The sequence below is a fragment of the Vallitalea pronyensis genome (assembly GCF_018141445.1).
Lineage (GTDB): Bacteria > Bacillota > Clostridia > Lachnospirales > Vallitaleaceae > Vallitalea > Vallitalea pronyensis.
This window is the reverse complement of sequence record NZ_CP058649.1, coordinates 2,610,332-2,625,148: the sequence shown is the minus strand read 5'-3', so window position 1 is coordinate 2,625,148 and position 14,817 is coordinate 2,610,332. Positions and strand designations below refer to the sequence as shown.

Annotated in this window: 9 protein-coding genes; all 9 read right to left on the bottom strand. The window is 37.3% G+C overall.

From position 1 onward, the window contains the following. Window positions 1-8: 8 nt before the first annotated feature. Window positions 9-1,421: an MFS transporter gene (locus HZI73_RS10875; RefSeq protein ID WP_212698254.1), complete on the bottom strand. Its 1,413-nt coding sequence runs from the start codon at window positions 1,419-1,421 to the stop codon at window positions 9-11. Window positions 1,422-1,495: 74 nt separating this feature from the next. Further along, window positions 1,496-3,235, bottom strand: a complete 1,740-nt coding sequence (locus HZI73_RS10870; RefSeq protein ID WP_212698253.1) for an extracellular solute-binding protein — start codon at window positions 3,233-3,235, stop codon at window positions 1,496-1,498. Window positions 3,236-3,324: 89 nt separating this feature from the next. Beyond that, the gene (locus HZI73_RS10865) at window positions 3,325-4,227 is read right to left on the bottom strand and encodes a carbohydrate ABC transporter permease (RefSeq protein ID WP_212698252.1); all 903 of its coding nucleotides are present in this window, start codon (window positions 4,225-4,227) and stop codon (window positions 3,325-3,327) included. A 2-nt stretch (window positions 4,228-4,229) separates the two neighbouring features. Continuing rightward, window positions 4,230-5,183 (bottom strand): ABC transporter permease, encoded by a 954-nt coding sequence (locus HZI73_RS10860; protein ID WP_212698251.1) that lies wholly within the window; start codon window positions 5,181-5,183, stop codon window positions 4,230-4,232. Window positions 5,184-5,206: 23 nt separating this feature from the next. Continuing rightward, window positions 5,207-6,121: a glycoside hydrolase family 130 protein gene (locus HZI73_RS10855; RefSeq protein WP_212698250.1), complete on the bottom strand. Its 915-nt coding sequence runs from the start codon at window positions 6,119-6,121 to the stop codon at window positions 5,207-5,209. Between the two features lie 181 nt (window positions 6,122-6,302). Beyond that, window positions 6,303-8,807, bottom strand: coding sequence for a beta-mannosidase (locus HZI73_RS10850; protein WP_212698249.1), 2,505 nt, complete (start codon window positions 8,805-8,807; stop codon window positions 6,303-6,305). 52 nt (window positions 8,808-8,859) lie between these two features. Next, the gene (locus tag HZI73_RS10845) at window positions 8,860-10,446 is read right to left on the bottom strand and encodes a sialate O-acetylesterase (RefSeq protein WP_212698248.1); all 1,587 of its coding nucleotides are present in this window, start codon (window positions 10,444-10,446) and stop codon (window positions 8,860-8,862) included. A 55-nt stretch (window positions 10,447-10,501) separates the two neighbouring features. Next, window positions 10,502-12,631 (bottom strand): glycoside hydrolase family 52 protein, encoded by a 2,130-nt coding sequence (locus HZI73_RS10840; protein WP_212698247.1) that lies wholly within the window; start codon window positions 12,629-12,631, stop codon window positions 10,502-10,504. After that, on the bottom strand, window positions 12,624-14,666 hold the full coding sequence (locus HZI73_RS10835; RefSeq protein WP_212698246.1) for an alpha-amylase family protein: 2,043 nt from the start codon (window positions 14,664-14,666) through the stop codon (window positions 12,624-12,626). The genes HZI73_RS10840 and HZI73_RS10835 overlap by 8 nt, the downstream gene beginning before the upstream one ends. Between the last annotated feature and the right edge of the window lie 151 nt (window positions 14,667-14,817).

Below are 14,817 nucleotides of genomic sequence, written 5' to 3'. Positions count from 1 at the left end.
TTTATTATTTATTTAACCCTTTTTAGGGTTTGAATGCGATAATGAATGTATATAATCGTTAATAAATATACAATAACATTAACTGCATTAAGTCCTTGTTGAGGATATAAATTAATGTTATGTGCGTCAAATAATCTTTCGAACATACTAAACAATCCGGTACTTAATAAAATAGTGACATAACCCCATACACTTGAAAACAATGACACAAGGGATAACTGTATCGTCATCTTCTTTTCATCTAATAAATCAAACTGTAGATTTAAAAGTCCGGTACCCACGAAGCTCCATGCCAAAGCAGCTGATAATATTGCTGCAGGTATCATAATTTGTCCGTTGTTTTCATTTGCAAAACTCATCAATACATGATGCATCATTAATCCTACGAATGCAAATTTCAGCACTTTTCCTGTTCCTATTTTATCTGCTAGTCTCCCAATCCTAGGTGAAATAAATATTCTTATTCCATTTGCACATGCGCCGGTGATCATGATAAATGAAAAGGACAATGAGAGCTCTTTAATTTGATAACTAGCGTTAAAAGGCAAACCCATCTGAAATCCGGTGGTAAACAGTAAGCTTAACATTAATTCCCTTCGAAAACGGTTATTCGATAGAGCTAGCTTCATTTCTTTAAACAAAGACAACGTTTCCACTATTTCTTCTTCCTTTAGCTGTCTTTTTAGCATCCGTCCATGCATCTCACGCCCAATTGTATCCAGCCTTGTAATGCGTTTCTCCTTCATACGACTAAAAGCAATAAAATTAAGCATCACCAGTACTAAGAGTGCAAACCCTACAGTAACAAAACCCATTGTTTCATTCCTGGTTTGAAAAAAATCCATGACCAATCCCATACCTATGGTAGATATCGTAATAACACCAACACTAAAAGCATCGGTTTTAGCAAAATAGTAACCACGTTTACCATCTGGTACCATAGAAACAACCCAATCTTTAGCTGGAGAATTACCAATCTGAATACCTATATAACCTAGAAGATATAATCCTGCTGCTATCAATCGGACATGAGTGTTACCCCGTAAAAACAATGGTAAAAAGAACATTAATGCAAGTCCACTTTTCAATAAGACGCTTCCACATACAAAAGGTTTTCTCTTTAACATTTTCTGAACCCACACAGCCGTAAACAATTGTAAAACCGAAGCAATGTTACTGAGTCCAAAAACCACTGCAATACCTTCTTCTTGGAAATTCAAGCGAAGAAGTAAAGATGCAAGAAAAGTGCCTCCAGCAAGCTGTGTCATCGTAATAGAAGCAGCTTCCGAATATTTATACATGTTTAAACTCATGTTGACTTCTCGATCATTTTCAGGATAAGCCATCAAGTAAATTCTTCTAAACTTTCCACCTATATACCCTTTTACAATCTTAGTCAATGTTACTCTTGATTGTGACATACATGCTCCATTTCTCAAAAAAGGACCGGCACAAGCCGACCCTTCTTCTTATTGCTTATAACGCTTACTGTCTATTATTGAAGTGAAGGATTATTAGCTTCAATTCTTTCAACAATCTTAGCATCGATAAAATCTGTGTAATCACTTACATTGATCTTATCCATTTTTTCTGCATATTCTTCCCATACTGAATTAAAATCACCTTCATCCGTAAGGATTAACTTAGGTACATAAGATTTCATTAAGTCTCCAGCAGTAGCAAGAGCATATGTTGCATCTTCGTTATTGTTTGTTCTGGGATTCATACTCCATGCAAATCCATAGGCTCTTGTTGGTTCATATGTAAAGCCTGATTGTAAAGTTTCCCATCCGTATGCATCACACACTTCAAGATCAAGCACCGTATAAGAAGCTTTCATGAAATCTGGATCTCCATTAGGTCGACCAATGTTTCCATCGCTGTAATATTGTAAGTTACTGATCACTGGATATGGGTAGTCAAATGCTTTGACACCTCTGCTTCTTAAGTAGTTATCATCTTGCCATAATGCTAATTGCTCATCGGTGAATACAAAACTTCCATCATCAGCAACTGTGTATTCAACACCTTCTTCACCCCAGAAATTCAACTTTTGATTCTCTTCCTTAAGCAGGTCATTTAAGAACTTAAATACACGTTCAGGATCTTTACAGGATGTTGAAATCATAAGACCTTTAGATGCTTCTACTGGTGTTGGCTGATTATAGTACTCTGTGATACCTTCTTCTGCTAAAATGGGAAGACCAACATATGCACGTTCAGGATAGTCACTTGCTAATATAGCAGAGTTTGCTTGTTCAATTTGCCAGTACTGATCATGCATACCAAGAACTCTACCTTGGGTCAATTTTTCATTGTATTGGTCATAGTTCGATGTAAAACTGGATTCATCAAAGTATCCACCTAAGTACATTTCATTGACTTTCTTGAAATATGCTTTTGCTTCTGGTGATGCATAGAGTAACCTTGACTTGTATGTTCCATTAACCTCATCAACCAGTACTTCACCATCATCTTGATACCCATTTATAAATTTAATGGGGCCAAGAACACCAATGCCAAATCTCCAGTCATCAGACAGCATGGTGAAACCTAGCGTTTTCTGGCCATTGATTTCAGGATACTTATCCTGGTATTTCTTTATAATATCAAAATACGCATCAATGGTTGTGATTTCAGGATAATCAAATTCTTGTAAGACTGCCTGCTGAATATACATTGCCTTTCCAGGTTGCTTTGACCAAGGCGCAAGACCTCTTGAGTTGGATATACTATAAATATGCCCATCAGAAGCTCTTAGGAGTTCAAGATCATCTCCATATACTCTCTTTAAGTCTTCACCGTATTTCTCAATATAGTCATCCAAAGGAACGACTACACCGGCTTCTATAAATTTGCTCACATTTCTTGTTGAAATTAAGTCCGGCAATTCATTACTTACAAGTAACAAACCTTCTTTTGTCTCAGCATCATCAACTAAGTACTCTATTTCCAAGGTTACATTGGTATTTTCTAAGATTTTTTGTCCAATTGGTGTTTCTTCAGGATAGAAATCCGGTGGTGTTGCATCATTATACATTGAAATCGTAATATGCTCGTTTGAAACGTCATCTGTTCCTGAATCGTTGGCTGCTTTTCCATCTTTACTGCCACTGTTTTCCTTAGATGTAGAATTGTCCTTACCTTCATTATCAGAACGACTACAAGCTACCATTGTCAGCATGGTCAATATAAGCAATAAACCTACTACCTTTGTTAACATTGTCTTTTTCATAGGAACTACCTCCGTCTTTATTACTTTTTTAGTCATAATTCATAACAAAAAAGATTGTTCAATAATATATAAATGCAGGCCCGCACATATTATTCTTTTACGCCACCGACTACTAAGCCACCTACAAAATACTTTTGTAAGAATGGATAAATAGCCATAATCGGAACAGATACAACAACTGTCATCGCTGCACGGATACTTACCGGGGTAAGGAAGTTTCCGCTTTCTGAATTTCCCATGGAATTGGCATCTCCTTTAATCGTAGCAGCGGCTAGCATTTTCTTCAATTCATACTGAAGGGTACTAAGCTCTTGGTTACTGCTATTGTAAAGAAACGTGTCATACCAGTTGTTCCACTGCTGTACCGCAACGAATAACACCAACGTTGCAATAACAGGTTTAACTAATGGAAAAATAATCTTGAAAATAATCGTAAAATGATTAGCGCCATCTAGTTTTGCCGACTCCATTATACTGTCAGGCAAACTTAATATATAGGTTCTTGTTATAATGATAAAATATGCTTGCGCCAATGGTGGAATAATGTACACCCAGAAAGAATTCGTAAGATGAAGCGTTCGCATCAAGAAAAAGATTGGAATAATTCCAGCTGATACATACATGGTGTAAACCATTAATCGGGTTGTAATCCCACGAAGCACATACTCTTTACGGGATATAACATAAGCAACCATCACCATCACAGGAACACTGGTTCCTACACCTACAAGTGTTCTAAGTACGGACATCGTAACGGCACTAAGAAAATAGTTCTTGTCAAAAATACTTGCATAAGCATAGGTGGAAAACTTTCTTGGTAACATGTTTATACCGCCACGCATTGTATCCATACTGTCATTAAAGGAAATGGCGACGACATTTAACATAGGGTACAATGTAATCATGATAACAAATATACATAAAACCAATAATATCATACTAAATATTTTATCTTGGAGAGATTTATTATGCCACTCTTGTAACATTTTCATGATTAGAATACCCCCTCTCCAGTTGCTTTTTTGGAAATTTTATTAGCTGTAATGATAAGGATGATGCCAACCACCGACTTAAACAATCCTGCTGCTGTAGCAAAAGAATAATTCCCCTGCCCTATACCATATCGAATAACATACGTATCAATGACTTCTGCAAAATTAATAACGGAGCTATTACCAAGTAAATACTGTTTTTCAAACCCTTGATTAAGCAGATTACCTACATTTATAATGAACATAATCTTAATTGTAGGCATCAAACTAGGAAGTGTAATGAATCGTATGGCCTGAAAGCGGTTGGCACCATCGATTTTGGCAGCCTCGTACATATCCATCGATATGGCAGTAATAGCCGATAAGTATATAATAGCAGTCCAACCTGATTCTTTCCATATCTGAGAAGTCGTTGATACGAACCAGAAGTATTGTTCCATACCTATCCAATTGATGGGTTCGTCAATAATTCTCAAAAAAAGTAACAATTCGTTAAGCTCACCACCATCGACACTCATGACGCCAAGAATAATACTCGATGCAACAACCCATGATAGAAAGTGCGGCATATAGGAGACTGTTTGTGTTATCTTCTTTAGCCCCCTATTCTTAACTTCATTAATCATTAAGGCTAAGAACACCGCAAACACTGTACCAAGGACAATATCAAGTGCTCCCATAGCAATGGTGTTTCTCAAGGATCTTAAGAATACTTCATTGGAAAACAGCCTTTCAAAATTCTTCAATCCTACAAAATTATCCAACATACTTGTATTTGGTGACGGCTTGTAATTCGTAAAAGCCATCACCCAGCCAGCTAATGGCACATATGCAAATGTTAGGGTATATATTAAGAAGGGTATGCCTATAATCAACAGCTGATATTGTTGTTTAATGGTTTTTAACCATCTAGTTGTCTTTGTTTTTTTTTTGGTATTGATTAACGACCGTACCATAGTCAACTCGCCTTTCTAAATTATTATTTTGCTTGTAGGCAGAAAGCAAGAAGTTCTTCTACCGTTGTCTGTGCAAGACACACTCTTGTATCCGCACCACCATAATACACATTCAACGTTCCATCAGGCATGACTACAGCACCACTTGTAAATACTACATTAGGCACCTGACCCATACATTCATAAGGCTCTTCCGGAGCTAGGACGAACTTTCTTGGAGCAGCTACTACTTTACTTGGATCCTCTAGGTCAAGAAGGGCAACACCCAAAAAGTAGTTCTCTGTTGAAGCTGTGTTCTGTGTACCATGATATATTTCTAACCAACCATGTTCTGTCTTAATTGGCACTGCACCTGCACCGGATTTATTCTCATTCCACAACATAACCGGTAAATCAATTGGCATGGATTTTCCCCAAAAAACTAAATCAGGCGAATAACTAACCCATATGTAACCTTTTCCACGATCATCAACAGGTCGTTCCATTCTAGCATACAAACCATTGATTTTCTCTGGAAAGAGGACTGCATTTCTGTTAAATGGTAAGGATGTGTTTCCTACAGGTTCAAATGTAATAAAGTCTGTTGTTTTTGCGATGCCAAAAGTTGCACCAAATTTATTGTGAATGGCGTGACAGATATAATACTCATCGTCTATTTCTGTAATGCGCGCATCGTATCGATGTGAACCATACATTTTCTCAAAGGCTCTATAGGGATATTCAATGGGCTTATCACTTATATCAAAGTTAATACCGTCTTCACTAGTCGCTACATAGAAGTTGCAGTGAATCTCTGAATTCTCAGCTCTAAGTAGTAATAGCACCTTATCTTCAAAAATTGTTGCTCCTGCATTATAAACTGCATAGCAGTCAAAAGGCATATCTTCCGGCGTAATAATCGGGTTTGCCGTATATCTCTTTAAAAATCCTGATCGCATATCGTCCTCCATTGGTTATATTTTTTTGTTACATATAGTATATCAAGAGATGACATCATAAACCCCTAAAAAACTATGGCAGAACCCCTATAAAAAATACATACAAAAAGTATAGTTACATAAGGATTCTATAGTTTTTAGGGGTCTAAAAAAACGCATTCGTTTTCATACATGCCAGGTTTTATTGACCATAACAATGGATGCTTAATGTGTCTAATCGTTCGGCATCCACACCTTCAAAGAAGATTTCCCTACACTCTCCTGGCAGCAGATCAAAGTATTCATCTGACAAACGGATATGTACCGGTAGATTAAAGTGAACCCCATGAGCAAATGACGTAGAGCTGACCTTAATCTTGTTTCCTTCAACCTCATAGGATAGCTGACTATCCAATACAGGTAATTCTTTAACATAATAATCCGTCAGTATCACCGGATCAACAATCGGGCAGTTAAGCGGCATACCATAGTACAATCCTTCTTTTGTTCTTTTAACATAGGGCATAACATCAATAACATGTCTAGTATGCTTACCAAGAGAATACCGTTTTACCTCAACGTTTTTTTGGCCATCGTAAGTCACAAATCCAATTTCACAGTCAAAACTTACCGCTTCACTTGTCTCATTAATACCTATTAATCTTAGTTCATCACCCACCACTTTCATGATTAGTTTTACTGGTGAAAAAGCCCGTCTAACATAATGATACGAAATTTTCCTATTCAGATAATAATCAATCGTCGTCCATCCTTCTTCACCCCATGCATCGTTATACATCCATAATAAAGCACCACTACAATGACATTTACTTCTAAAAGCTTCTAGGGAATATTCAAGCAATTTACCTTGGGCCAGTCCGCCTAGAAGGAGATACGCTTCCATGGACAACTCTTTATCCAAGCCATACTGCATGGCTATACCTTTTGCTACCATCCCCTTTGTGTAATCTTTATCAAAATAATGGGAATGGTATTTATAATCACCTTCTTTATAATGAATCACTTTATCCGTATCACAATATTGCTTAATGGTTTCTAATTTGCAAGGACCAAGATAGCCATACTCTGACATAAACTTCGTTTCCCGTTGGTCATAGGTTGCATAATCTTCAAATACAGGATGTTCATGTCGCCAGCTGGGCCAAATATGATTGTCACCCATGTTTTCACTAGAAGCGACTTCTCCACCATAAGGCGAGCTGTTCCAATATAATCCTTTTGGCACATTCTTCTCAACAATTTCAGGCAGCATATAATTATAAATGTTGTGAAGGGTTGTCTTCATCTCCTCTTCGGATAGTTTAAAAGCAGCTTCTTCTCCATAGATCCAATGCATTTCATTATTACCACACCATAAAGCCATAGAAGGGTGGTTCACTAATCGATTGGTCTGATACTCTGCTTCATTCTTACTCTCTTCCATAAACCACTTTTCATATTCCGGGTAGACAGAGCAAGCATACATAAAGTCATGCCAGATTAAAATGCCATATGCATCACATAAATCATAGAAGATATCTGGTTCATAAATACCACCGCCCCAAATGCGTAACATGTTGTTATTTTGAAGGGCACACTCTTCAATGAGTACCTTATATTTATCATGACTGACCCTTGCATATATGGCATCTGATGGTACCCAATTAGAGCCTTTAGCAAAAATATCAATACCATTAACTTTGAAAGAAAACATGCGATTTTCATCGTCTATAGGATTTTGGTTAAGTTCAATTGTTCTAATTCCAAACTTGGTTGTGTAAGTGTCACTATCTATTTCTGCTGTTATTGTATAAAGTGGTTGATCACCATAACCGTTTGGCCACCATAACTGAGCTTCATCAATGGTTATCTCTGTTTCATAACAGTTATAGCCTCCTCGTAGTATCAACTCCTGGTCAACAGTTGCCATAACCTCCTTGTCAAAATTTATGGATAGTCTGAGATTGGATATACGTGTCGCAACAAGTTCATGGTTATCAAGCTCTACTTTTACTTTCAAATGAGCCATGGCAGGTTTTTCTGTCATCAGCTTATTGGTGGAAACAATCAGATGTGTAATGGATACCTCTTTTTCCATGATGACATAAGCATCACCATTCATACCACAGGTCATGATTCTTTCCATCCAGTCCCATCCACTGCAATACTGAGGTTTTCTAGAAAACGCTCTTCGATGATCACCACGATTACCACAAGGTATAACCTTGTCGCGAATCACATCAACTCTTTCATCTTCTATGGTTTCAAACCCTGTCGTTAAGCGAACAGCTATTCGATTATTACCCGGTACTAACCTATACTTAATATCTTTTTCAAATGGGTAATGCGCACTTCTATGTTGCCCTATGAACTTGCCGTTAACATACACTTGACCATCCATGTCCAATTTATCTAGAGACAATTTAATATTCATAAAGTTACTTAAATCTTCATAGGATAACGCAAAGTCACGGTAAAACCACCATGCTTTATCTTCAATCCACAAACTATCTTGACTATAGGTACTTTCAACAGGGTCTTTTATAACACCGGCTTGAATTAAGGGCATGTGCACATCACAAGGCAAACAAACATCATACACCTCAACTTTACCCCTTTTCATGTCAATAAAAGCATCTTTATAGTCACACGCCATAGCTGTTCCAAATAATTTCCAATGTTCGTTTATGTTCTGTATTTTTTTCATCTTATTCCTTTCCAGCTCTTTCGTCTTTGAATTTGCCACCCTTTGGATCGCTTCATTGCATGGATAAACTTTGTGAAAAAGGATAGAGTGGCAGTTTCTTCCAATTTTTAACTGTTCCAATTGTCATACTTTCATAGGCATATTCAATTTTTTTAACGTGTGAGAAGTTCTTTATCTCGTGATTGGGAATGACAATATCATGGCCAACGATGTCAGCCTTCACATCATAACGTTGGTTTTCTTCAACCACTTTAAACCCTAAAACCTTTCCATAATCAGCATAGATGCCATGTTGAGCATTTGTAAAACTTAATTTTAGACCTTCATCACATTGAAATACTTGTCGTATACGAGGTCCTTCTGCAATCTGTACTTTCTTGTAAAGATATTTACCAGCAAGTAAACCCATGCGATACCCAATATCCTTCTTAAGAAAAGGATGAATATTATAGCAATCACCTAAGTCTAGGCTACAAGCAATAGCTGAATAAGGATCAGATATTGCAGCTTGAAATTGTGCTTCACGTAGCAGAACCCGTCCTTTATCCTCTTCTGACGTGGATGAAAACACAGGTAACTGAACCAAGAAGAAAAATAATGCCTTCTGTTTAAATAGCTTTCTCCAGGATCGGAACAACATCCTTAACATCGCAAGATATCCCGATCCAAGCATTACATCTGTCTCCCCTTGATACCACAATACGCCTGCAACCATGTAAGGTGCAATTGATTTAACCATGTGTTCATATAGCCCGCCGGGTCTTAGGAAACTTTTGTAACCCATTGGTGGTGGCCATGGACCATCCAAGTGCTTGGTTTGATAATAGAAATCTAAAGGATATGATGCCTTTACCATAGGGTTATCATGAAGATACCTTTTAACCTTTTTATCATATAACCGTACCTCTGAGTCGTATTTTAATTGTTCATTTTCATACTGTTTCTCGGATTTCTTCGTCATTTCTTGAAGCAAGCTTTCCATGTATTCATGGGTTTCCTCAACTTCCAGACACTCTTGTTCACTAATCCAAGAAAACAAAGAGCTTCCGCCCCAGTTACATCCAATAATGCCAATTGGACAATCTACATACGCTTGAATCTTCTGTCCAAAAAAATAAGCAACTGCAGAAAACATCTCGAATTGCTTATCTGTTGACAGGTACCAGCTTGAAGGTTCCATGGACTTATCTTCCCCTTCATATGAGATTCGAGGGGTAAAATAATAGCGTAGGTCCAGAGTCTCTCTCGTTGGAAAAGCCTCTTCAAGTTCAAAGGTCTCTTTTAGCATAAACTGCATATTGGACTGTCCCGCAACTATAAAAACTTCACCAAATACTGCCTGTTTAATCTTAATCGCTTCACCTTTGCAGCTTACATGTATATCAACAGATACATGTTTAAGATCATCAACATCGTCAAGTCCAAGTATGGCAAGGGGTTCTGGAAAAACAACTTCCCATTTGTTATCTACTATAATAGTTTTACAATAATAGGGTAAAGGCATATGTTCACCATGACTAAACGTTAATGTCACTTCAACTTCATCATCTTGTTCACCATAACCAAAAATCCTCATTTCCTTATCCCTTTGTAAAATCATATGCTCACTAAAAATTGGTGCTAATTTGAATTTACTCATTATACCAATATGCACCAAGTAGACAACTTATCCACTTGATGCATTCTCCTTTCATTTACCACCACAAGGTATTTGTTACAGCTCTAGGATAATGAAAACCTCTTTCTTCCTGATGCCCATCAAAAACCTGATCAATACCTGGATTAGTAGGGCAATTCACTATCCACCATTTTACATGGGCTTTGTTTGCTTCACGCATATCCATATCCATATCTAATATCTTCTCTACAATATGTTGGCACAAGAAAATCTTACTCATCCATGAATTAACACTCGTTGCCGATAACTTCCACCCTCCGTCATCAAAAAGACATTTTCCTTTTGTAAGAATCACATCTATGTGTCCTCGTAGATGATTCAATAACGCCACGGTTTCAGGCTGTTTAAGAAGCCAATCATCCATTCCTGCATAAAAAGGGTAAATAACACCTTCTACAATTGGAATAATCATGGTTTCATTTCCTTCTTTAACAATAGCTGGGAAAGTACCGTCTTCTCCAACAAAACCATTAATGGTTCTTGCACCTAACAGTGCTTGGGCTTCAGCTTGCTTACGTAATTGATTAAATGCTTCTACGAACATTTCTCTCTTTCCAGCTTCTTGATCGTCTATTTCTCCAATACCCTCAAGAACAGCTTCAATGAGACTAACCAATCCTAAGTATGATGCAAAACATTTTACAGCCATGTATATGTTTCTTCTGGCCTGACCTAAACTCTCATCTAATGAATCATATGTTGTAATCTCTGCACCTGTTCCGCAACGGCTTGAGTCCACATCCATTATGCCGTCCAGAAGCGCTTCATCGCCATCACGTTTCATCATTGATGCTAAACTATCCTTAATCACATCTTTCATGTCCATAGCAAACGCTATATCCTGTTGTTGATGGACATAAATTGAAGCCGTAATAATCCAATTACACAATTCTTCCTGAGTCATATAGGAAAAGCAATCTTTTGTATTTGGTATTTCATAACTTGAATGACCTTGTGGTGCAAATAGGTTGCGCACACCTTGGTCATGACTGAATGAAATCCCACACTGATCATAATAAGAATATTCCTTCACATAATACGCCAGTTGATTTCTAAGTACCCAACCGTGATACCTTAAGTCAAAAAACATATGGTCAATAATCAAGTCAAAGGTATTCATCATGAGAAAACTACCTTCATTCATCACCCAACGCACTTGGTTTCCTTCACTAAACAGCATCGAACTAACATAGTAAGATTTAGCAGCCTGATTAACAAGAATCTTTTGATCTTCTGTCAATTCTGATTCCAGAACCTTCTTGTCTGCTTCTAATGCTTCAACCCATAAATAGTCTTTTTGTGAGAATCCATAGTCAAACACCTCTAGTAGAGAGTTGAAATAGTCTGTATACAAATACTTATACCGATGTAATCCTTCCGTTGTCTCGTGTTCCTTAAACCAACCAAAGACCATGTCTACTTCCACTTTTTCACCTTTTGGCACCTGAAATAAAATACCTGACATAGGTCCAAGCACTAAACATGCTGGGAGTGTTTTACGATACAATGACGGAAAGTCAAAATCTGATATTTCTGTAATCGTTCCCCCCCTATTATCCACCGCAAATCCATAACCATCAGCAGAGCGATAACCGGCATAACGCCCTTTCGTTTCTTGCTGCAAGAAAATCTTTCTTGTATTACCACTAATGGCAAAAATCCCTTCTTTATCGTTATCACCTAAACGGTTATCAATAACCAATTTTCCAACAACCACCGGTAATACTTTACGTTTTATATCTTCATAGTATTCGCCGGATAGAATACCTTGAGCGACCGGATTATGCTTCTCAATATCTGGAAGCTGATTAAATCTACTTGTAATGGAAAACTCAATATCTTCTGTTCTAAAAGTGTCTGTACCATAACCGAATGTTCTACTGATTTTATCTGGCGCTATGCTTTCTACCTTTATTTCTCCCGAATCTTCCTCTTGTGTATAGGATTCTTTACCGGTTTTCTGCCCTTTCTTATAAAAAGGTAATAAGCTAACGCATTGTTCTTCTCTATAACCAATAAAGATGTCTTGCTCCGGTACATAATCATTTTCTAACATAAAGCCACCGCCTGTACCTTCAAGGCCAATGGCAAAAGCAGCACCTGCACCTATAGGGCTGTGTAAACTTTGAAACAAGTTATTATGCATAATCCATCACCACCATTTGATGACACTCAACTTTAGGAATCTCAAAACTTACAGCATTGTCCTTATTGCTAAATGCCAATTCTTCTTTAGAAGGTGCCAAATAGACCTTCTTAATTGGCTTACCTGTTTTTACTTTCATCTCAATATGATAAACCGGTTGTATATCTTCAATCACATTAATATGACGGCCTCGCATAACTGGAACTGCATACACCGTATGAAGTACGAAACGTTTCTCTTCTTCTTGATGCATAAGACTCACACTACCATAAGAACCAAGTGTTGTCTCAACACTTTTTTGTTTCTCTAACATCCTATCAAGAAGATATTGGACGATTTCTTTGTAGATAATGCTTCCCACCATGGCATAATCTCTAAACACATTCCAACTCATATAACAGGTTGAGTTCCCCATAACAATTGCAGGACTAATGGTCTCATGACTGGTTGGAAAGTGCTTATGGGAACAAAAAGTTTTGTAAGTTCTGTTATGGTAAGGCTTTTCTATAACCCCAAGAATTTCACCACCTTTTGCTTCTACTTTGTAACTTTCATCATAGAACACATAGGAGCTTGAATCCACTGACTTTAACTTAAATTCAGGTTTAATATATGCTGGACTATACGGTATCTTACCTTCATATGTCACCATTAAATCTAGTTTAAAATAACTAGCATCATTTACTGCATCATAACGTTCGTCTGATTTCTCATTAGAGCCATCTAATCTAGCAAGACCTGATTCACCTGAAGCTAAAACCTTACCACCCCTTTCTATGAATTTATTTATCTTATCAGCTAAACATTTATCCACACGAACTTTATCAGGAAGAATCAATAGTCGATATTTGGTAAAATCACTTCGATCATCTATTAAGTCAAACAGATAATGCCCTTCTGTTAACATACGAACAGCTCCAGAGTCAGACAGATTATTAAACTCTGACATCATCTTAGTACCTTCAATTACTTCCGCCGAAAAAACACCAATGTCAGCAACACTTTTAACGCCATCGCAATAGACTTCTTTATCTTCCACTTCCTTATATGCTTGACCAATCAGACGATATGTGGCTAAATCCATCTCTCCATCAGGATGAAGCTGGTCACCAATACAGCACTTCGCTCCGTTCATTAGATCAAGTGCCATTTCATAACGTAAAGCATTGGGATGTTTAAAACCGCCAAACTCTCCCCATGATGTATGAAACTTACCCGTCATACCAAGAAAGTCCACACCAAAGCCTTGTATATATCTGGCAGACATTGGAAAATGATCATAACTCCATCCACCCGTTGGTAAAGACTCTAATTCGTAATGGGTGTTTGCAGACCATAAATCTTCTCTTCCTCTTGCAAAATGACCGCTATTATGAAAGATATGTGTTTCTGGGTTAAGTCTTTCAACCAAATCACATACTTTTTGTTGATAATTTTTATACGTTTTCTCCCATAGCTTAATCATGTCTACTGGGTTATCAACATCTAATGAAAGGTCATGAGCTTCAGCCACACAAGTTCTGCAGTAACATGGGCGAACGCCTACAATATCTAGCCACAACCCTTTGGGTTTATATAAAGTCACGACTTCTTCAATCTGAAGCAATAATTCATCTAAATATGGTGTATTAAAGCAAAGCTCGTGATAGCCCGGATTCATAAAATCCGACGTCCATCGCGTACTTTCATCTTTATTTCTGATTAACCATTCTGGATGTGTTTTAGCATATTTTTCATCAAGACCTGCTGAAATATATATAGGAACCTCCACATCTATTTCTTCCGCTGCTTCAATAATATTTCCAAGAAGATCAATGGAACAGCCAGGGTGTTGTGCATTAACCTTGGAAGGAAAATAGGAATAACCATGATGGCATTTTGCAAACACGTTAATGGCGTTCACATGCCCTTCCTTTAATGCGAGCTGAAACTGCTCTTTTGAAAATTTGTTTCCTACTTGTTCAATAACCTCTGATGTATGAAAATCTAAATGTATCTGCCTAAATCGCATGTTTTTTTCTCCTTTACTATTCATATGCTATAGTCATGTCATCAACCAAAATCATCTGTCATTTCAGGTGTATGTAAACCCATATGTAAGCGTCGTTTACAGTTTTTTATCTCCATCTTCATTGTCGTCCTCCTGATCCTTATTGTCACTATCATAACTTATCCTTGAAAGAATA